At 36.7% G+C, this 20,200-nt stretch carries 20 protein-coding genes; 1 reads left to right on the top strand and 19 read right to left on the bottom strand.

The annotated features are described in order from the left end of the window. Window positions 1-166 precede the first annotated feature (166 nt). Complete coding sequence (locus IGI52_RS01875; RefSeq protein WP_438780266.1) at window positions 167-1,645, top strand: MucBP domain-containing protein; 1,479 nt, start codon at window positions 167-169, stop codon at window positions 1,643-1,645. 544 nt (window positions 1,646-2,189) lie between these two features. On the opposite strand, the gene IGI52_RS01870 is transcribed toward IGI52_RS01875, so the two are convergent. The 19 genes from IGI52_RS01870 to IGI52_RS01780 all read right to left on the bottom strand — a co-directional run bounded on the left by IGI52_RS01870 (window position 2,190) and on the right by IGI52_RS01780 (window position 20,187). Next, window positions 2,190-2,828 carry a hypothetical protein gene (locus IGI52_RS01870; protein ID WP_438780265.1) on the bottom strand — a complete coding sequence of 213 codons (639 nt, stop codon included), beginning with the start codon at window positions 2,826-2,828 and terminating at the stop codon, window positions 2,190-2,192. A 116-nt stretch (window positions 2,829-2,944) separates the two neighbouring features. Continuing rightward, on the bottom strand, window positions 2,945-4,114 hold the full coding sequence (locus IGI52_RS01865; RefSeq protein ID WP_438780264.1) for a phage tail tip lysozyme: 1,170 nt from the start codon (window positions 4,112-4,114) through the stop codon (window positions 2,945-2,947). Between the two features lie 66 nt (window positions 4,115-4,180). Beyond that, window positions 4,181-6,241, bottom strand: coding sequence for a CD3337/EF1877 family mobilome membrane protein (locus IGI52_RS01860; protein ID WP_438780263.1), 2,061 nt, complete (start codon window positions 6,239-6,241; stop codon window positions 4,181-4,183). 87 nt (window positions 6,242-6,328) lie between these two features. Further along, on the bottom strand, window positions 6,329-7,327 hold the full coding sequence (locus IGI52_RS01855) for a hypothetical protein (RefSeq protein ID WP_438780262.1): 999 nt from the start codon (window positions 7,325-7,327) through the stop codon (window positions 6,329-6,331). 79 nt (window positions 7,328-7,406) lie between these two features. Next, window positions 7,407-7,814: an ATP-binding protein gene (locus IGI52_RS01850; protein ID WP_438782209.1), complete on the bottom strand. Its 408-nt coding sequence runs from the start codon at window positions 7,812-7,814 to the stop codon at window positions 7,407-7,409. Between the two features lie 107 nt (window positions 7,815-7,921). Beyond that, window positions 7,922-9,841: a group II intron reverse transcriptase/maturase gene (gene ltrA / locus IGI52_RS01845; RefSeq protein ID WP_438780261.1), complete on the bottom strand. Its 1,920-nt coding sequence runs from the start codon at window positions 9,839-9,841 to the stop codon at window positions 7,922-7,924. Between the two features lie 710 nt (window positions 9,842-10,551). Next, on the bottom strand, window positions 10,552-12,711 hold the full coding sequence (locus IGI52_RS01840; protein ID WP_438780260.1) for an ATP-binding protein: 2,160 nt from the start codon (window positions 12,709-12,711) through the stop codon (window positions 10,552-10,554). Between the two features lie 21 nt (window positions 12,712-12,732). Then, window positions 12,733-12,894, bottom strand: coding sequence for a hypothetical protein (locus IGI52_RS01835; RefSeq protein ID WP_438780259.1), 162 nt, complete (start codon window positions 12,892-12,894; stop codon window positions 12,733-12,735). 13 nt (window positions 12,895-12,907) lie between these two features. Continuing rightward, a complete protein-coding gene (locus IGI52_RS01830; RefSeq protein WP_438780258.1) occupies window positions 12,908-13,792 on the bottom strand; it encodes a nucleotidyl transferase AbiEii/AbiGii toxin family protein in 885 nt (294 codons plus the stop codon). Further along, window positions 13,793-14,659 carry a hypothetical protein gene (locus tag IGI52_RS01825; RefSeq protein ID WP_438780257.1) on the bottom strand — a complete coding sequence of 289 codons (867 nt, stop codon included), beginning with the start codon at window positions 14,657-14,659 and terminating at the stop codon, window positions 13,793-13,795. It abuts the gene before it with no gap. Between the two features lie 295 nt (window positions 14,660-14,954). Next, window positions 14,955-15,344, bottom strand: coding sequence for a TcpE family conjugal transfer membrane protein (locus IGI52_RS01820; RefSeq protein ID WP_438780256.1), 390 nt, complete (start codon window positions 15,342-15,344; stop codon window positions 14,955-14,957). Window positions 15,345-15,346: 2 nt separating this feature from the next. Beyond that, on the bottom strand, window positions 15,347-15,565 hold the full coding sequence (locus IGI52_RS01815; RefSeq protein WP_304570029.1) for a TcpD family membrane protein: 219 nt from the start codon (window positions 15,563-15,565) through the stop codon (window positions 15,347-15,349). Window positions 15,566-15,583: 18 nt separating this feature from the next. Next, a complete protein-coding gene (locus IGI52_RS01810; RefSeq protein ID WP_438780255.1) occupies window positions 15,584-16,540 on the bottom strand; it encodes a conjugal transfer protein in 957 nt (318 codons plus the stop codon). 35 nt (window positions 16,541-16,575) lie between these two features. Continuing rightward, the gene (locus tag IGI52_RS01805; RefSeq protein ID WP_438780254.1) at window positions 16,576-17,304 is read right to left on the bottom strand and encodes an LPXTG cell wall anchor domain-containing protein; all 729 of its coding nucleotides are present in this window, start codon (window positions 17,302-17,304) and stop codon (window positions 16,576-16,578) included. Window positions 17,305-17,522: 218 nt separating this feature from the next. Further along, window positions 17,523-17,645 carry a hypothetical protein gene (locus tag IGI52_RS01800; protein WP_304570032.1) on the bottom strand — a complete coding sequence of 41 codons (123 nt, stop codon included), beginning with the start codon at window positions 17,643-17,645 and terminating at the stop codon, window positions 17,523-17,525. 55 nt (window positions 17,646-17,700) lie between these two features. Beyond that, window positions 17,701-18,060 (bottom strand): hypothetical protein, encoded by a 360-nt coding sequence (locus IGI52_RS01795; RefSeq protein ID WP_304570033.1) that lies wholly within the window; start codon window positions 18,058-18,060, stop codon window positions 17,701-17,703. A gap of 4 nt (window positions 18,061-18,064) precedes the next feature. After that, the gene (locus IGI52_RS01790; RefSeq protein ID WP_438780253.1) at window positions 18,065-18,616 is read right to left on the bottom strand and encodes a hypothetical protein; all 552 of its coding nucleotides are present in this window, start codon (window positions 18,614-18,616) and stop codon (window positions 18,065-18,067) included. 65 nt (window positions 18,617-18,681) lie between these two features. Beyond that, window positions 18,682-20,061, bottom strand: a complete 1,380-nt coding sequence (locus tag IGI52_RS01785; protein WP_438780252.1) for a glucosaminidase domain-containing protein — start codon at window positions 20,059-20,061, stop codon at window positions 18,682-18,684. After that, window positions 20,062-20,187 carry a hypothetical protein gene (locus tag IGI52_RS01780; protein WP_438780251.1) on the bottom strand — a complete coding sequence of 42 codons (126 nt, stop codon included), beginning with the start codon at window positions 20,185-20,187 and terminating at the stop codon, window positions 20,062-20,064. Window positions 20,188-20,200: the final 13 nt, after the last annotated feature.

The raw sequence follows: 20,200 nt of genomic DNA, 5'->3' as shown, positions 1-20,200 counted from the left end.
CCGTATTCAACCTTAAGTACTAATCAGCTTCTTATAGCTGTTTAGTACTTTTTTCGTTATGATACAAAAAAATAACATAACATATATGCTATCTTCACTTTATTTATCAATAGAAATTAAGTATAATACTAAATGTAAAATAAAATTAACCAAAAGGTGTGTACGGATGGTCACTTTTAAAAAAAATATTATTAAATCGATTTCTCTTTTATTTATTCTTTTTCACGCTATTTTTATGAGCGCTATCACTGGTTTTGCTGCTAGTACAAGTACTGTAAAAACTAGCTACACAGATATAAATAATCTAACATCTGATCAGCAAAAGACAATAATTTATTCTAAACCTAATTTTAAGATTCAGCATGACCAAGAAGAAGTCATTTTAGTCTATCGTCCTATTTCATTACTAAAGGATGATAGTCAAAATATGCTGAAATCAACATCTGATAAATCAACTTCTAAAAATTATACAAGTTCTCCTTCAACAATAATAAAAACTTTTCCAAAAACTGGGGATCAAGCAAATATAGTTTTTCCATTAGTAGGTTGTCTATTATTTATAACTATTTTATTAGTTTTTCTATTCAAGAGAAGATTCTTAAAAAAGTTTCTTTTATTTTCAATCATCATCGGGAATATAGGATTACTTGAAACAGTGAAGGCAAGTGCAGTAGACTTATTACCTAGTAAGACCGAATCACTTGAGTTAGGTTCCGCCTACTCAAATCAACTCCAAACAATAAAGGATTACGACTATATTGGATACATCCGTGGCTCTAAAAACAAAGATACTCCTCCTACTAAAAGCAAAGGAATTGTCGAAGTATCATATGTAGATGAAAATAATAAAGAACTTAGTCCAGCAATAGAACTTAGTGGAAATATTGGGGACAACTATCAGAGTGAGGCTAAAGAAATACCCGGTTATATATTAACGGAGATACCTATCAATTCTAAAGGAAAATTCACTGAAAAGAAGCAAACAGTCAGCTTTATTTACAAAGTTATTCCTCAAAAAAGTGAAGTTATAGTAAATTATCTGGATGATTCTGGAGCAGCATTGATTGATCCGATAATATTAACAGGGACTATTGGAGAAAATTACCAAACAAACGTTCAAGATATTCCAGGCTATAAATTGACTGTAACTCCTGAAAATGCTTCTGGAAAATTTACTTCAGAAAAGCAAACAGTCAACTATATTTATTGTAAAGAGAATATTGAAGCGACTATTACTATTAAATTTGTAGACGGAAATGGAGAACCATTTGTATTACCTGATTTAACGACAGAAAATAATGGATCCTACAATCCGTTCTATCCAAATTTAGAAAAATATTATATGAAATTGGATTACAAAGACATACGATATGATCAAGGAAAACCAGTAGATGATATTGTTATCCCAACCAAAATTGGTGAATCCTACTCTCTTCCTGCAAAGATGCGATTTACTATTTATGATGATAAGGATACTTTGGTTGATTATATTGCTTCACCTGGTGAAGATGGGGTTTTTACTGGAATATGCTATTGGGAAAATTACGAAGACTACCCTGATAATATTAATGGGAAAATAGAAACAAATGATGTGATAGTTACTTATAGAATTTTCGGGTATGGTTATACAACACCCGAAGCCTAGTATTAATCGTATGTAGTTTTTTTAAAGAGACAATAAAGACTTTTTTTGATGAGAAAGAAAATAGACCCATTGGCTTCAGCAACCGATTGGTCTATTTTTATGTGATAATAATTGTTAGTTGTTGGAAGAATTCTACTTTATTAGACTGCTTTTTCTATAAAATTAAAGTATGATGGAAGAATGAAGCTGCTCTTTCTATTTTATTATCAAGTCATCAGGCTCAGGTTTATTCTTAGCTTGTCCAAATAGATTAAGCGGATATTCAATGTATAAATTAGAATTATCTAGCTTGTATATGAAAAATGCTCTTAGTATTATTCCAACTCTTTTATTTCCATGAATACTCGAATTTACCATTCATGTTATGGATTCTCAAAAGTTGAATTGAGGAAGTTAAAAAGAGGTTTCATCTCGCAATATGAGCTTAAACCTCTTTTTTATATTATAAATCTTCTTTGTAAGGATCCATTTATCCTAACTATAAATAAAGAAATTTGAAACTTTTCTTGTCTTCAATTTTGAAAATCATTGACTAGATAAGTTGTCATTCCTCTTTTTCAGAAAAACCACTACCTAAATTTTCTATTTCAGTAACCTTCTTAGTATGACTATCATATGTCACTTTAAAGATATTCATTCCCTTAATCCAATATTGATCAACTTGCTTACTTTTGTAGTAAACCACTACTAAACCGCTTAATTTAGTATTTTTAATCTCTTTAGGGTAAACCTCTATTGACTCTAGCTTTGAAGTGGTATGATTGAATTCTTGATAAGTATTTCTACCTTGACCAAAGTATTCCTTAACTAACTCATCAGACAGATAGCTCGAAACTGTCTTCTTTTTGTCAATATAGTTCTTAGGTGAAAAATTTAAATTAGCTTCGAACAGTTTTGAGACGAATGCAACGAACTCATCATTTAAATCAATATTAACACCTGTATTAGTGATTTCCTTTTGAATTCTTTTCAGATATTTGGAGGAAGATTCCGCTGCTTTTTTTAATCGGTCTTTTTCGGATATAAGTCCTTTTTGCTTCACTTTTAGCTTTTTGTTATCATCTACTAAACTCTCTACTGAATTTCTCAGATAAAGTATTTTTTGTTGCTGCTTCACATTCCAATAACCAATCCCAAGAATTACTATTAATAGCATTAACTCAATTATTCGACTTTTTTTCATAAATGGCTCCATTTCATACAGAATACTTCTTAGTAGTTCTAGTATCCTTCACTAACAAAATTTTTTTTGAAAATCGTTAGTTTATTTAGTTAGTTACATTGTGTAAAAATTCTATCTCAAATATTTTTTGGTTCATCCACTACTCTCGTAAAACAAATATCACCTGCTAAAAGATAACCGAATGACGTGTCAATTTGCCCTTCATGGACTGAATCGGCACCGTATCCACCCATTTCAATGATCTTTGTACTCGTACCGTGATAGTTTTCAGCTAGAATTGCGGTATGTCCATCATTACCGAATCCACCTCCAAGGTTCACAACAATAATGTCCCCTGCTTTCGCTTTACTTTCTTGGATTTCTTGAAGATATTGTTTTGATCCTCGTGCATCTGTTGTCATGGAAGGTGTTGCCCATGGTACTTGAGGTGTTTCATATCCAGCCTTCGTCAGCACAAACCAAACAAAGCTGGAACAATCTGTAAAACCATTTTTATCAGGTTTCTCGACTGTCCCAAATTGAGTCCGTCTTTCTTGAGAATAACTGAAGTAGCCCAATAAATCCTTTGCGGTTTCAAGGATATCACCGCCATCCCCTGTGCTGACTGACGCACATTCTGCCGCTAAACTTTCCAACTGACCTTTCGCTGCATTTTCCATAGCCACCCCAGAAATGGGATCACTGCTACCAAACTTCGCAAACCATTTGTCTGCCCTAGCATTCCGTTCTTCTGAATGCCACTGAGAGGAATCCTGGCTGAGTCCTTCAAACCAAAGCAGCCATTGTTGTTGAGCTTCATGAACATCGGTTAATTGTAATGCAGCTTTCGCTTTAGCATAATAGGGATTCTCTAGTTCCTTTTTCAGAAATTCCAACTGGATACCCAGATTCGACATTTCTTTCCCTTTTTCTGCCGCAAACGATCGTAACGCTTCTTTCCGGGAACCTAACCATTGCGCTAAACCGAAAGCGCCACTTAATGGATTTTCAATGGCTGGATTGAATCCGCCGCTTTCAAAATCCATACATCCCATTGGTCCTGCCGCTCCTTGTGGTGTTGCCTCCAATTCTGTTATAAAAAAATCATAAATGGCTTTTGCATTTTCTTCTGATCCAGCATTATCAATATCAATAGATATTGCACTAGGTCTATCCTCACAAAGGTCTTCATCGTCTACACCCATAATGTACATTCCTAAGATGAACAAAAAGGCAACGATCAATACTGGAATCAGACAGCCTAGGCAACCGCATCCGCAGCCTCGTTTTTTTCTGGTTTCTTCCATCCCAGCAATCCTCTCCAAAAAGAAAAATCCCTAGAGACTGATTTTCTCTAGGGTTGAACGTACATGTTAAATTTGCGGGCTTCTGCCTTCCGGCAAAGTAAAATCTTTCCCTAGTTTTGCTTCAATCGTTTGATCGGGTACAATTGGTTTCGAGTGGTCACTTGAACCTGGATCGATAGTAATCTGCTTTTTTGAGCTTCCCGTCATTTTTGTTGTTCGATCATTTTGAGTGTGACCACTTATTTGTTGCATCAATTGCAACGAGTTTTGATTAGTAATCATTGATCGAGATTGCTTCAATTGAGCAATTTGTTGTGTTAATGAATCATTCGCAATTAACCTTGGTGTTTTCTGAGTTAACGGTACTGACTGACCAATATAGTTTTTTGATGGTTGTGCCAAGCTCATTTTTCGGTTGGGTTTTCCAGCGACTTTACCAGTATGAATCAATTGATCGATTTGCAAAGCAGAAACAGGTAATGGAATGGAATCACCAATTGGAGTTGGTACTTGTACATTCATTGGTTCTACCGTTTTTCGTGGACGTGGCATTTTTGCAGGCGGACTTCCAATGATTGGTTGGTTGTTTACAAGTAGTTTCTCTCCTTCAAATGGTAATTGCTTTCTTCTACCATAAGCAATTTCCGAAGGCTTGGCATTCGATTGTTTTACTGGCGTTGTTTGTTGCTGTTTTGTCCGTTTAAACAACTGACTTGCCGCTAATATGCCTGGATGGATCTTCCCAGCAACATTCGCCCCTCTTAAAATCGCTCGTTCCGTTAAATCTTTTCCTCTATGAATGGTTCTACTAACTTCTCTTGTCGTATTCTTTGCGTTGGATTTTGTCTTGGATAATGTATGATCCGCTTGTCCTAATCCCAGCTTTGCTAAAATATCTTTCCGTTTTACGAATACAATCAGTGAAACAATCCCTCGAACAAACATATTACCGATAAACCCAGCAATGGTATTCATTAGGATCAAATCATCAATAATATTGAAAACAAGGAAAGCCACTAGAATCAACACACTATAAATCGATTTTTGAAAGACAAAACCGACAAACGTTTTTAACCCACGAAAAATCATATAGTCCATGCCTGGGAAAAAGGAAACGATCAACATAAAAGCGATTGCCAGCAGCATCAACAGCACGCCTAACTGGAACAAGAAACGAACCATTCCGATCATCAAGATAGGAATCCCAACAGATACATTTAAACTTGGACTCATTAACCCAACGATCATCTTATAAATACTCTTTGTTGGTTGAATGAACGCACGATAAGATTCTGCTTTTTCATCATCTTCTTTTGCTGCCTCTCTCACAACATCCGAAATATTTTCCAAGTTTTCACTTTTGATGCTTTCGGACAAAAACTCTGTCGGATCAATTCCCGCTTTCGCCAATTCTTCAATATCCGTCGTTCCATAATTCAACAATAGATACGGATCGACAACCGTCTTTTGATAGTACATTTTTCTTATTTGTTTGATCGCATCCTCGCTGGTTGTCGCAACACTCAGACCATCAATTCCATTGGTCGCTTCAAAGATCAAGCCTTCTACAGCAGTTGACCAAGTATTTAAATCCTTCGTCAATTTTTCTCCCTGACTTTCCACTGTGCCATTTCCAAACCATAGAATTGAAAATCCAATCACACATAAAAAACGGGTCAACGCTCGTTTTGCTTGGTTCCCACTTTTACAAACATACAAATAAAAAATATAAACGACATATCCTCCAGTTAATCCTAATCCAACTACATTAAAAAGCTTATCGTAAATATTTTTAGAAAATTGGAAAAAGGTATGGATAAGTCCATCCATTGCCGCACCTTTATAAAGCTTTTCAATGATGAAATCAAACACTTGCCAGACAATTTTATTCGAACTAAAGGACATGTTGGTAATCATCTGGATAAAGTCCGTACCGTTTTTTCCGAATAACATTTTTCCAAGCGAATAGTCTGTATCACTTATATATGAAGAAAACGTATCTAAATGATATTTCCCAACCGTATAGAGTTCGTTATTATCTGACTTAGCATAAGCTGATATAGATAAAAATAGAAACATAAGGATGGCGAGTAAGGCAAACATGGATCTTTGCTTGTTCTTTTTCATCAATACCAGATCAGCCCCCTTTTAAATTTTGAACATAAAAAAGAGCCCGTTTCCAGACTCTTAAAAAAACATGGATTGATTTTCTGATTAAATATCGAAATCGTTCTCCTGAATACCAGAAGGTAACTCTTTTTTGTAAGTGTCATCAGAAAAGCTACTGCCAGGGATAATGTTCGATAAATCATTAACATTCAGAACCATTTCTGAATCGGACATGCTTCCTCCATTCGATTGATAAACGAAAACGATTTTTCTAACATTGTGTTCCTTTTCGTAATTTGCAAAATCTTGGAGTGTCTTGATGGCTTCTATTTCCTTTTCTGTTTCTGGAAGTTCATACTCGTTGTATGAAACATAATCAGAATCGTCCTCAGTATAATCGGACTTCTTCGGTAATCTTATTCCTGAGAAAGTATAGTGTGTTACATCACCTTTTTTTACTTCTCTAGGATCATCTTTTGGAGCTTTAACTTGGGAACTCTGTTCAGATATCTTATCATCCGCAAACGTTAATTTGGTAACACTTGTTGAAGGGAAATACGACTCAGTATCAATCCCTTCACCTAAATACCAATTACCTTGATAGTTTTTCTTGAACTCTTCGTTTAATCTTTTTTCCAGAGCTTCAACCGTTTTGTTATAAGCCTTTTCCTTTTTCGCAAGTTTTGCTTCTTTAGCTTTTTCTACACTTTCTTCTTTTTCAGATTCTAGGCGACTATTTTTAGCTTTCTCTTTTGCTTGTTCTTCTGCTTTCGAACCTTCTTTGAAGAATTCTTCATCATCTACTGTTAACTTATCATCTTTCAACGTGTAAGGAAGTGTTTCAGTTAACCCACCTAAGGAAACAGTCATCAGCTCTTTTTCATCATCAACCTCAATATTAACTACTGTAACATCATCTTTTTCCCCATTAGAATAATCCGTTTCGGTTATTTTCTTTTGTTCTTTGTCAATCTCCCAGACCATTTTAGATTTTTCAGAGTGGCTTGAATAACTAACCCATTTTCCGCTAAGTTTATTCCCGCTACATCCACTTAAAACGATTCCCATCATAATCAAAATCCCAACAACACTTATTCTTTTCATTTATCATCATCCTTTTGTTAAAATATAACTAAAAGTATAACAATTTAACTTTTGGTTTGTCTATGGTCTAATAGTAATTCTAATTTATTTGTTCTTCGGCTTCACTGTTACTAGTTTTCTCCGTTGTTTTCAATGCTTCCGTGAATTCTTCAAACAAACTATGAACATTTAATTTTCCAACACGACCATAAATATCACGCATCCAACATTGGCCCTTGATCATGCGTTTCATTTCTTTTCGATTCTCTTCATTGCATTCAAGACCTAAGTGAGTGAGAATTTTGTCTCGTTCGCTATCTTCATCAAAAGCAAAGACAATCCCATAGTTTCCTTTTTCGTCCTCAGTACCTAGATCATCAATAAACTGAGTATCTAACACTAATTGATTCATTTGAGAACGTCCCACACGAGCCATCGATGAAATAATTGCTCGGCCAGAATTTGATTTGTTAAATAGCGATAGGTAATCCTTTGAAGTTATCTTCAGATTTTCCCCCGCTCCACACCGTACGTGAGACTCTCACCTCATACGGCGCTCTATCGTTTATTTATTGAATTCATTTTTCTTAATCTTTGAATCAGTTAAAAGAAGAGTCAATTGCTCATTACTATTTCATTGGGTATTGGTATTTCAGGATTATTTACTAATTCGCGAAGCTTATTTAGTCTTTCCAATTGGTCTGATGGCAATGCTAATTGCTTCAACAATCGTCTGATTATTTCACCTTTTGTTGCATGAATAAGCATATGGACTTCTTTTGTTACAAGAACTAGGTTCCGATAGGAATCGTTTTTTGTCTCTTTCCAAGTTTTTTTATGATGACAGTGGAAGTCATCCAGAAACAGTTCTTTTCCTGTTATTGCGCATCTTCCTTTTTGTGCGACAAATAGTGAAATGCGATTATCATTGAGTTCAATACTTGCTCTCTTATTTATCACAGGATGTTGACGCAACCAGTGTATTTTCCAAGCTGGAACAGACTGTTGTTCTTTGTGTATCGAACGTCGCCCTTCTGGCGTATATTTATTGTAGGCATGTTTCTTTAGCATAGGTATTCGCATTTGAACATAGCCTAAAGGTAAGATAGGATATTCTTGTAGGTATCTTACTTGCTTTGACTTTAGATATCTCTTGATTCCTTTGTCATGACCTTTATATACACCAATTTTTGTTAGCCCATGGAGATGGAAACGGTTGTAAAAGCTAACCATTAATTGATAATTGATTGGCATAACGTCGATATTTATATGAGTTGCCATGCTGTAGTATTGGTGAATACCAATTATCATAGAATTGTATTTCTGAATTTCTTTGACGATATATGACCGTGTTCCAACCTTTTCAATTTTTCTCATTTGTTTCTTGAGGCCCAATTTAATACGCTTTAGTGCTTTTGGCGAAATATGGGAATGACAGATTTTCCTGCCTCCTTTTGAAACAAGTTTAAGTGTGAAACCAAGAAATTCACTTGGTTCTTTTTCTAGATTGGTGATCTTCGATTTTTCTTCTGAGATAGAAAGCTTTAATCGTTCCTTTAGCCACAATTTAACAGCGTGGAATATTTTATGTGCATCTGATCTGTTTCTACAAAAGATTTTGAAGTCGTCACAATATCTAACAATATACATTTCCTTTAAAGTAGTTGTTTTACGTAATTTAGTAAAACAATACCCTTTGTTTAAATGACCCTCTTTGCTAAAATAAGGTTTAAGTTCCCGACACGTACGTTCTTCCCACTGCTTGCCAATCCACCAATCAAATTCGTTTAAATTGATATTTGCTAACAATGGACTTAGAATGCCTCCCTGGGGGGTTCCGAGGGTAGGAATTTTAATATTTCCATCAGGAAAAACGATTGGTGCTTTTAACATTTTCCGAAGAATAACCAATAATTGTTTATCTCGGATACCTAATGTCCAAATTTGGCGCATTAGTTTCCCATGATGAACATGGTCAAAGAATCCTTTAATATCAATATCTACTACATAACTCATATGAACTTTATTTATTCGATGTAGACACATAGCTAGAGCGTTCTCCGTAGAACGTTGCGGTCGAAATCCATAGCTACGCTTGTAAAACTTTGCTTCGCAAATTGGTTCTATTACCTGTAAAATACATTGTTGAGCAATTCGATCCCAAATTGAGGGGATCCCCAATGGGCGTTTCCCACCATTTGGTTTCGGAATTTCTACTCTACGAACTTTTCTTGGTGAATAATTTTTGAATCTTTTTTTCACAATATCCAGAAAAGTTGCGTAGCGGAGTTTTTCGATATCTCTAATCGTTACACCATCAATACCTTTGGTTCTGCTACCTTTATTACTTTTGATTGTTCGATAAGCAAGTTGAATATTTTCATCGGAGGTAATAATATCCATAAGATGATGGAAAGTATTTCCATTGCAACTTTTTCCATATAATTCATCAAAAGTCTCCGTCATTCCGTAATATTCTGCATAACGCAGCTTGTTATCTTTTAAGATAACTTCTTCTCTTACTGTTTGTTTCATGGTTTATCACTCCTCTCGTCAGATTCGTGACCTTTTGAGTCTTACCAGAATCCATGAGTAGTGATTAAGTTTTATTCAATAAATAAATGACTTGTGGCTATTCCTCCAATTCCATTACAGAATCTTCTTTGGTCATGCCACTACTCTCACTAAAGATGATGAAAAGTTATGATTTCCTTTTCTACGTTTCATTGGTTGTGCATCCCTCCACGTCTTTAGCTTTCAACGTTCCCTTAACTCTATCAATGCTGAACTTAGGTGCTGACTTTACCCCACTGAATTATCATGTGCCTGTAACACATCAAGGATTTTCATAGGATCTATTCTTACTCATCCTCAATTCAATTGTTCGTATATTTCTATACGTTAGCGTTTGGAGCGTACATTCGCCAGTTCGTCAGTCCCGAACGGGACATTCTCACCATATTCAACTTTTTGTGACTCCCGGCATATCCGTTACATATCCTACCTCTAGGACAATTTCGATAAAGATAAGTCTTCATTACGGTAACCTTCTGCCGACCTTACCGAGCTTCATACAATAACTTTTTGCACGAAATCATTGCATGTCGGGGGATTAGAGGAAGCGTTTCAAGACGTTACTCTATCATTCCACTTCTCAAGTTAAGAGTTCTCCGCTCTTTTAAATTAGTTTTCTCGCTTATTGTTTTCTAAGCGACAAATTACTAGAGCGTGCGCAGTCTTTTCAACTACAAACGTTTCGCACAGACCCAAGCTTCCGTGAAGTAGACGGCTGTTTTTTGTTCAATGTTACGTTTCCCAAACATCTCACAAAAACGTCCCAAACTAATCATTAGGCATAACGCTTTTCTATCGGCATCTGAGTATAGTTCAGGGGATATATCATCTTTAGGTAGAGACAAATCTTGGATTTCTAGTACGGTTGTTTTCTCTTTGAAATCCAGTCCATTATTTTCGCCATAACTAAAACCTAAGCGCAAGATTGAATCAGTGATCGTTAAATGCAGGAATCGACCATATTCATGAATTTTTTCATCCGTATGTTCTTCCAACCAATCAACCACATGCATTAATCCCACAAGCTCACCTTCTTCTCGTTTAGCCAATACGTTTTGAATGCCTTCGAGCACTGCCCCTTTTAGCTTATGATCCTTTCCTAGTGGACTGAGTTCATTGATCATATCTTGGGCTACTTGTTTAGCATCAATTCGATCCAGATACACAAATGGGTCTAACACACCATAGTTTTCTTCTTTGTTTACATCCAACGTCACGTAGTTAATGCTATTCAAGTGCTGCACAAATAATGGATAATTGTGTTGGTAATAGGGATTATTCACGAGCTTCTTGAACCATTTTTTCTTTTCACCTTTTGGATCGATAAAAAGACTTTGAGCTTCTAAAAAAGAACTATAGAGGAAAATTAATCCCACAAGAAAGGTTTTCCCTTTGCCAGTTTTCCCCGTTACCGCCATGTGTGGCGCATCATAAAGAGCCCCTCTAATTCCTTCGGCAATCGCTAAAGGATTCAAAAAAACATACTTATTTGAAGCATAGATCAATTCTTCCAGCTCCGTTTTTTCGCCTTTGGAACCATTCAATCCAACAACATCTTGACGACCAATGTACCATCCCGAATCCATCCCTAATTCTGAGATCGTTCCAAAAAGTAATTCTGCAATGGCATCTACATTTGTACGCTGCTTCCAATGCATCTGACCTCCTAATGGCTGACCCATGAGTAATTTATAGAATAGTTTCACTTGGTCATTCTTCCCACGACAGACTCGGACGCTTTGACTCAATAATTTGATAATGGATAAACTACGATGCCGAACTTCTTCTTTCGTATTCCCATACACAACAAAGCAACCTAACCAGTCAATGATTGGTTCATTGTTGTTCATACGCTCTCGCATGTGTTTTAACAAATAGCGAATGGTCAAAACACGATCTGTGGATTCATCTCCATGCTTTTCTTGATCAGTTTGTTCATCCTTGAACCTATTGTTTAACCAACCTACTCGCATTTGAAGTCCTTGTGAGCCACCCAGTTCTGGATAATGAAGCTTCATCCGAAATTCTATGGGAAAACTCAAATCTTGAGCAAACTGAAAAATATTCATATTACTCATATTTTCTGGAAAAGATCCGATCGGAAGAATGGATAAATAGCTTTCTCCAAGTTCATCCTCGATCTTCAATATGCCTTTCCCTTGCTTTATCGGACGAATGATCGCTGATTGAATATCTTCAATATCTTGCCAATGATTTTCATCTTCAATTTTATGAGGCATCCCTCTGATATATTGCAGACGATTCACGTAAATCATTTCTTCTTTTGCTAAAGGACGAATCGAAAAAGAATACAACAATTGAGAAACTTCGTTTGAAACTGAGGTAATTTGTTCGAGGATCGTTTCACCGTCAGTTCGTTCATACCCAGCGAATCCTAAAACTTCATCCGCTAATTCATTGGATATTTTCTTAAATGCCTCCTTCAAACTTTCAGTAATATATTGATCTTTTATCTTTATTCCCAACAAAAAAGAAGGTCGATAAACCGTACCTTCTCTTTCCAATAAATTGACTGTTTCTAGGGAATAATATTCGCCCAACTTAGAATTATTTTGATCAAAACCTTCAGATAATTTTGTGAATCGACTGGATAAATTCATAGTTCTAGGAAACATGATCAATTCCACATCTTCATAAGGTGCCAAGAGTTGCATCAAGTTAGCCATCTGTTCCTTGTTTTCTTGAATCGCTTTGGGATTATTTTGCGAAATCGTTTTTGGCGATACTTGGTAGTATGCCCAAATGTCGTTATCACTTGTTAACAATAGATTTCCTTTTAATGCCCAAATAGGACTTTTTACAATTGACATACAGAAGCCTATCCTCTCTAATTATGTTTTCAACAACGACGGTAACAATTCACGTACATATTCTAAGCTATAATATTTCAATAATTCTGATACTGCATCTAATAATTGTCGTTGCACGTGTAGCTCTACATTTTCTTGTTTAAGTATTTCAGCAATATGCGCAAGATATTCATCCTCTGTCATCTTAGTCACTCCTTTAGCTATTCTGTCTCAAATATTCTTGTTGCAGTTGTTTGATATATCTTTCAAACAACAATAAAATATCTTCTAATTTCAAACTTTTAGCGTATGAACGTTTGGCTACATAATTGGGCCAATACTTTTTTTGGATAAGTGTATCCTGTTTTATCTGATCAATAACGAATAGCCATACTTCAAATAGTTCTGCATCTAAAGGCAACCCACTACGATAAGTCCATGTATTCGAGAATGCTGAGTAACAGGCTTCGATTGACGGAAGCCCTGAATCAGATAAAATTAGGTAAATATCGTAAAAATCCTTCATACGAGAATTATTTGTACTTAATGTGAGAATCGTTTCCGTCTTCTCAGCAAGGATCGTTTCAACTGGATAAGAATAAATCTTGATAGATTTACTTTCATGCTTTGTATCATTGAATAACAAAGGAATCTCACGCAAGTACGGCTTAGGTGTAATCACATCGCCCACTCCAATATCCAAGGTAAAATTATAGAATGAGTTCGCATCAAGAAATCTTAAAATCATCTTTGTTCTGATCCCTGCGTATTTCTTTTGCTCCTGGATGGTTTCAATACTTGATACTTCAATCGTAACATTATCGTTCAGATCAACCGCAGCGATTGTCTCTAGAATAACCAAAAGTTCTTCTTTTTCATTAGAGATATTCCGAACTAACGTATCTAAATCTTGAGTAGTACGTTGTTGAATATCATAAATCGTTTCTAATAGAAAGCCACCTTTGATAACAAATTTATCTAGATATGCCGTCTTTTGCAGTCTAGCAAGAAATCGTTCAGTCGCAAAACGAACATAATACTCTTCAAAACTTACACTGTCAGGCATGTTCTTGATCAAATCTTTAAGTCGTTGGGAATTCAATCAATGCAACCTTCTTTCTAAATAGTAATTAACTTTATTCAAAACCCCATCGATTGAAGCACGGTGTTGAAGTTTTGGCAGCATTTTTTGATTTTTCTCGATATATTTTTTATATGCCTGAACTTTAACTTCTTCTTCTACTGAAAATTGTGGCTTAACAATGTCTACCAACGTTTGCTCAAGAGGGGTAATCAAGATAGGTAGGCCATTTTCCAAAGTCATTTGGGTACTTTGATTTATCGTTGCCTTTACATTTTTCATTAGCAGGATTGGATCATTGCCTGGGTAAAAAATCTTGAGTTGTTGTCTCGTTTCAGAAGTAGTTATATCTTTTACTTCTACTAGAGAATGCTCTCCAAAATGAATTTGTTTCAGATTGTACGTTCTAGGCATATACATAATCGTTTCTTTTGGAATCACATCAGAATAGCCATAATAGTACAGAGCTGATTCCACCGCAATCGTTGCCTTACTATATTTTTGTTGAAACATAAATGGCGCATCTATTGTACTGTTTGGATAAATGTATGATCCTGTTGTAATTTCCTGCAACTGATATTTTTCTACAAAAGACTGAAAGTTGTATCTACTAATATCTTCTTTCAGCATAAGCGTTCGTATAATATTTCCCTTGTACTTACTGGCTAACTTTAGAAACGTATATTCTTGAGAATCTGGATTGGGCATTTCATACCCTAGCAAATAAGGCTCTAAAATATCTTTTTCGCATAGTGGTTCAATAAAGTTCATTAGTTCGCATAAATGTTTAGAAGATAATTTCTCAATTCGTTGAGAGATAAGTCCTCGCAATTCTTCATCTGAAAATCTGTTCTCCTTATCCTCAAATTCATCAAATCTATAAGACATCAGATTCCCTCCTTTCAACTTTAACAGCAAAATGAAACTATTTATGATTTAATGTTATCACAATACCACAAATATGGATATGTTTTTTAATCATTAAATCTTAAAAAGGATTCTATTGCGTTAAATGTCAAAAGGAGTCTTTGAAACAAATCTAACTACAATTATAGTTACTCAACGAATTATAGTTTAATAGATGCATTTCTCAAATTATTTATTTTGAGGGATAAATATCTACATATATATTCATGGTTTGCCGATGGTTCTTATCCAGCGAATTCATTTGCTCTTCATTCTATTAATAAAAACGGATCTCTTCATCGACTTCTGATTGATTATAAACTTTCCCCTGGAAAAACACTACATCTCTCCATTGGATTGTTACAACATACATCATCAGATCAAAGATATAGTAATGAATCTTCTTCCCGTCCGGTTGAACCTTGTTTAACAACAACACACTTGCTACAGGGAATCCTATATAACATAGAGCTGGTAAAAAAGGTAGAATCTCTGCCCCTCTTTGGATTGGCTCATGAAATACTCCCCACATCAAACCCAATACAAAAAGGAAGCTGCCAATATTCACCACCGCAATTGGCGCAGGCAAACGACCTAAATTCCCTAAATCTTGTATGCGATACGGTTCTTTAAATGCTGCTGAGTAATTGTACGGTTCCCATTTCATGATTAACCACCAAACAACTTCTCAATAATCGTACCCATGCCATCAAATACTTTTTCTGGATCATTCAAGAAGAAATAAGCGATCGCTCCACCTACAAATGCCGAAATAATCTGAACGACTTTCGACTTCGCAAAGTTTTTGGAAGCCAAATAGACAACTAACATGATAATCACATATTTCCCTTGTTCCAATATAAAATCAGACAGTTGTTTTAATCCCATTTTTCGATTCCCTCATTTCTACCATGTATGGTTTAATTTCTGAACATAATACTTGCCCGATTTTTTTACCACTTCAAAAGACATATGTTCTTGCCAAATCAATTCTGTTCCTTTATCTCTAAATTTGACCGCAGCTTTCACTACAAAATGGTCTTTTTCTTTGAATACCTGGCCTGATACTTCATCAATGCTCGCTGAACCTTGCAGCCCTTCTGGATCATCCATCATATAGCGCATATCTTTCGAAGAGCTTTTCGCGTACTTCTCTAAAAATTCCTCAATATACGTCATTATTCCTCTACGGATATGTCCATCAACGGACTCAAAATCATTCGGATCAAAATCTAAGATTTTCGCCTTCTCTTTGTTTTCTTTTAACGCAGTGAAATACGGATAAGAAATCACTCGGCTTCCTGCTCTAGAAGTTTGGAAAGGAATATTCAATAGCTGACTGGCCGTGACTTCCTTTGGTTGATCATCCTCTCCTTTTGTTTCGATAATATAAGTGACTTTGTAAGAAGCAGTCGAAACACCTGATACTTTTTTCAACGAGATAAAAGCGGCTGACTTTAATGTCCGCTTTCCTGAAAAGATCGAATTGCTTTCCTTGATTCCTTGTGCAAAGTAATCGTTCATTAGGGTTTCTTGTCTCAATTTTTGAGTCTCACTATCATCAGAAACCGCCATGTACAATGTGACAAAGCGGTTCATAAACGATTCAATTTCAGGCGTGAGCACAACCGAGTTACTTGCCTCTTCTTTATTTTTCTTTTGAATCGTGACGACTTCTTTATTTAGTGAACTCACTTTTATTCGTAAGCCTTGGGTTTGAAGAAAGGCAAATACTCCTGAAACACTTAGAAAAAGAATTCCTAACCAAAACAAACGTCTCATTGCTTTAGTTTGAATCCTTCGTACTTTCGGTATTTTTTCACTAGTTGTTTTTTCTTTCTTTCTAATTCGCCGCTCCTTCATCCTACAGACAGCTCCTTTTGATTAGTTGAGCCATCTTACCGTTTGAAAAATCGAAACTTCCAGATCAATCCAACCATTGAAATCAACCCTAGACCTAAAGCAGACAAACTTCTGGTAGTCGCTTCCCCTGTATTTGGTAAAACTTTTGTCGATCCATCCGCTGCCTTTATAGAAATATTTCCATTTGGTAATGGAGTGACTTCACTTTCAATGGGACTTAATCCAGTTGCTGTTTGCTTATAGGCGACACCGTCTTTCACTGAAACAATCTGTTCTCCAGTCGCCGTTTCCACAGGCGCATCAACTGTTGGATTCAATACAACATCTGTTCCTGGTTGGCTCCCTGGATTGGATGGTGTGGGTGTCTGTGGTTGTTCTGGTCGAGCAGGTATTTCTGGCTTACTAGGTTTTTCTGGCTGTTCTGGTTTCTCTGGCGTTTCAGGGACTTCCGGTGTTTCGGGAATCTCTGGTGTTTCCGGTACTTCTGGCGTTTCGGGAACCTCTGGTGTCTCCGGTACTTCTGGTGTTTCAGGAACCTCCGGCGTTTCGGGTAATTCTGGATCAGTCGGAAGCTCCGGGTCTGTTGGTAATTCCCCAGGTAACTCTTCATTCAAGCCATCTGCCGTAGAAACTAGTTCAACTTTTTTCTCATTTTCACCTACTGGTATATCCAATTCACCAGCTTGTACTGATGAACTTCCAAGCTGTAGACCATATAAGGTTACGCTGGTAATTGCTAAAGTTGTGATCATTCTTTTTTTCATGTTCCATTCTCCATTCATTAAAAATTTATTTCTAAAGAATACGTAGTTAGGCTTTCATAGCGTTCTAAAAATAACTGATTTAATCCAAAAATGGTTTCCGATACGACTTGTACCCGATCTACCTCTGGATAGAGTTGAGTAAACTGTTCTATGACTTCTTTGCTGCACCAGTTGATAAATCGTTGCCGCTGCTGCTCCCTCTCATTGATATAACGTACTCATTGCTTCACATAACGATGGTACATTGCTGGTTCATTCTTATACTTCGCCTTCATTTCTTTTGGTAAACCAACGAATGGCTCATTTTTGGGTTTCAGCGTAGTTAAAACAGCCTCGATCAATTGATGAAACTCTTAAAACTGATCATGCTCATACCAGTTTAAAAAATCAGATACCTCAAAACAGACCTTTCTTTCTCAGCTTTAGCGGATATTTTTCGGATTCTATCTTTTCAATTTGGGAATAGCGATAATAGAAGACTCGTCCATTCTCTTCAATCCCGACAAATGGGTTACTTTCAAAAAGCTTGAGCAATAAGTCGGCTGCTTGATACTTTGCATAATTGGCAAATAGCTGGTAACACGCAAAACGACCATCATCAAATGTTAGGAATAGCTCATACCGATTCCGTTTAAATCCTTGCTTCCAAGCCAAACGATCCTTCTTCTGTAGCCATTCAAATTTGGCACCCAAAAACGGCCAAATAAAACTTACTATGAAAAATCCGATCACTGTATATAGGATCAATCGAAGCATTCTCTTATCCCTCCTGCCGTTTCTTCATATACACCGAATAATGATCAAGAAACCCATCCGCCAATTGCTGGATCACATAGTTTTGCAGGAAACGATTATTCTGAATACGCATCATTTTATAGCCCTCAGTAAAGGTGTCTTCTTCGTCATAACGTTTGATTGCTCGGTGCCGTTCACTTTCCATGATAAAGGCAAAATCAACCGCTCCAAATACAACTGGTGTGAGTAACCCCTCGGATCGCAGAAGGACAATATACCGTTCCGCAAAGTGTTCCGAATTCATCATGTTCTTTTCTCGCTCTTGGAATAGGTACTCACGAGCGATCACGGCATTCGTCACACTATCACTGAGGAAACGATAGTCCGGCGGACGTTTCTGTTCCGCTTCAAACTTTTGATACAACAACCAAGCACAACGATACTCTGCTTGCAGGTATTCTTTTTCCTTTGGCAAGAATTCATCAATTGAACATAGCTGACGAATCGAAGACTCAAACAGATACATGTAATGCTCAATAAACTCCTCTTCAACAATTGGTTCTCCAATAAATTCCATTTTTTATGCGTCACCTCCACAAAAAAGAGGCTCCATCGAGTCTCTTGGATTCAAGTGATTTACTTTTAGTTCCCAAACAAAACGCTTTGCGGATCAACCAACATTCCTTGAGAAAGGCTGCTGTCCTTACAAAGCTCAAAATGTAAATGGCTACCTGTACTATTTCCAGTGTTTCCTACATAACCGATTATCTGACTTTGTGAGACAGTATTCCCTACTTTGACGATAGATTGTTGTTGATGTGCATATAGAGCGGTTGTCCCATCTTCGTGCTGGATCGCCACGTAATTCCCCCAAGAGGTATGGAATTCTGCCTTGATCACTCTACCGGACTTCACCGCATAAATTCGTTCGCCTTGAGCTGCCGCCATATCTAATCCACGATGAAACTCGCCATTGCGATTGCCAAACACACTTGAAATGGTGTAATTTTGCAAAGGAATTTTATAGCCTGAACTGCTAATAATTGGCCCTTGAAGCTCCTTGTCATAGTCTGTTAAATCATAAGTTTCAATAAGACCATTCAGTTTTTGATCGTACTGAGTATCTGTGGCATATCGTCCTGTTAAATACTTTGTTGCTTCTTGATATGTCTTCGCATTCGATTTCCAAACACCTGAATAGTAATTGGTATCACCAGTGATTCCTTCTTTTAGCAGCGTGGCATAATCATTGAAGCCATCTTCATAGTTCTCGTACACCCGAAAACCTGCTTGTGTGGCATAAAGCGTGCCATTCCCTAAGTCTTCTTGTGTTGCTAGTGAGACAGATTTCCCATTGTGCGTCCCCTTGATCCCAAACAGATTATAGTTTGGTTCCTGAGCTAATTGGCTTTGACCCGATGCTGATTCCAACACTGCTTGAGCGATCATCACAGACGCATACAGGTCTTTTTCCTTTCCAATCTTTCGAGCCGACTCGCCAATTTTTTGAATAAAGCTATCCACGGATTCATCCTTTTCAAAATGAATCGATCCATCTTGTGTCACAGTGCTTGAGGGAACCGTTCGAGAGAGATCACTAGTCGCTTCTTGATCAACACTCGTTTCTGGTGCTGGGATTTCTTGTAGAACTTGGTTGGATTGTTCCGCCGTGGATTCTTCTTTTGACGCTGTCGGTTTCTCTGTTTCTTTTTTTGGTTCTTCCTTTTTCGGAATTTCTTGATCACTCGGTGTCGAAGATTCCGAAGGTTTCGTGCCACTACTAGAGGATTCCGTAGAAGATTCATTGCTTGAAGGGCTGCTTTCGGTGGATTCTTTTGTAGAAGACTCTTCTTTAGAGTCGGTACTGCTTTCTATTGTTTCTGTGGTATCGGTAACTTTTTGGATTTGTTCTGATGCTTCTTTGGTTGAGGGCATGTCACTTGCCAAGACTGCCATTGGTGTCGAAAGAAATGCTTGTAGCGTAAAAATCAATGCCGAAATCATTCTCGAAAATTTCTTCATCTAGTCCATCCTCTCCCATTCAATTCTGTTGTTTACCATATCGTCATATTTCCCAGCGCTCAGTATTGCCATAATGATCACGCCAAAGAACGTACCGATCATAAAGGCTACGATGATCCAAAACATACACAATTCCCCT

Source organism: Enterococcus sp. DIV0187, assembly GCF_051713785.1.
GTDB lineage: Bacteria > Bacillota > Bacilli > Lactobacillales > Enterococcaceae > Enterococcus_A > Enterococcus_A avium.
The sequence above is the reverse complement of the archived record's forward strand: the minus strand, read 5'-3'. Positions and strand labels throughout refer to the sequence as shown.

What these genes read in the sequence shown, in the direction of transcription:
- IGI52_RS01875 (WP_438780266.1), top strand. Translation starts at nt 167, where the DNA reads ATGGTCACTTTTAAAAAAAATATTATTAAATCGATTTCTCTTTTATTT.
- IGI52_RS01870 (WP_438780265.1), bottom strand. Translation starts at nt 2,828, where the DNA reads ATGAAAAAAAGTCGAATAATTGAGTTAATGCTATTAATAGTAATTCTT.
- IGI52_RS01865 (WP_438780264.1), bottom strand. Translation starts at nt 4,114, where the DNA reads ATGGAAGAAACCAGAAAAAAACGAGGCTGCGGATGCGGTTGCCTAGGC.
- IGI52_RS01860 (WP_438780263.1), bottom strand. Translation starts at nt 6,241, where the DNA reads ATGAAAAAGAACAAGCAAAGATCCATGTTTGCCTTACTCGCCATCCTT.
- IGI52_RS01855 (WP_438780262.1), bottom strand. Translation starts at nt 7,327, where the DNA reads ATGAAAAGAATAAGTGTTGTTGGGATTTTGATTATGATGGGAATCGTT.
- ltrA (WP_438780261.1), bottom strand. Translation starts at nt 9,841, where the DNA reads ATGAAACAAACAGTAAGAGAAGAAGTTATCTTAAAAGATAACAAGCTG.
- IGI52_RS01840 (WP_438780260.1), bottom strand. Translation starts at nt 12,711, where the DNA reads ATGTCAATTGTAAAAAGTCCTATTTGGGCATTAAAAGGAAATCTATTG.
- IGI52_RS01835 (WP_438780259.1), bottom strand. Translation starts at nt 12,894, where the DNA reads ATGACAGAGGATGAATATCTTGCGCATATTGCTGAAATACTTAAACAA.
- IGI52_RS01825 (WP_438780257.1), bottom strand. Translation starts at nt 14,659, where the DNA reads ATGTCTTATAGATTTGATGAATTTGAGGATAAGGAGAACAGATTTTCA.
- IGI52_RS01820 (WP_438780256.1), bottom strand. Translation starts at nt 15,344, where the DNA reads ATGAAATGGGAACCGTACAATTACTCAGCAGCATTTAAAGAACCGTAT.
- IGI52_RS01815 (WP_304570029.1), bottom strand. Translation starts at nt 15,565, where the DNA reads ATGGGATTAAAACAACTGTCTGATTTTATATTGGAACAAGGGAAATAT.
- IGI52_RS01810 (WP_438780255.1), bottom strand. Translation starts at nt 16,540, where the DNA reads ATGAAGGAGCGGCGAATTAGAAAGAAAGAAAAAACAACTAGTGAAAAA.
- IGI52_RS01805 (WP_438780254.1), bottom strand. Translation starts at nt 17,304, where the DNA reads ATGAAAAAAAGAATGATCACAACTTTAGCAATTACCAGCGTAACCTTA.
- IGI52_RS01795 (WP_304570033.1), bottom strand. Translation starts at nt 18,060, where the DNA reads ATGCTTCGATTGATCCTATATACAGTGATCGGATTTTTCATAGTAAGT.
- IGI52_RS01790 (WP_438780253.1), bottom strand. Translation starts at nt 18,616, where the DNA reads ATGGAATTTATTGGAGAACCAATTGTTGAAGAGGAGTTTATTGAGCAT.
- IGI52_RS01785 (WP_438780252.1), bottom strand. Translation starts at nt 20,061, where the DNA reads ATGAAGAAATTTTCGAGAATGATTTCGGCATTGATTTTTACGCTACAA.
- IGI52_RS01780 (WP_438780251.1), bottom strand. Translation starts at nt 20,187, where the DNA reads ATGTTTTGGATCATCGTAGCCTTTATGATCGGTACGTTCTTTGGCGTG.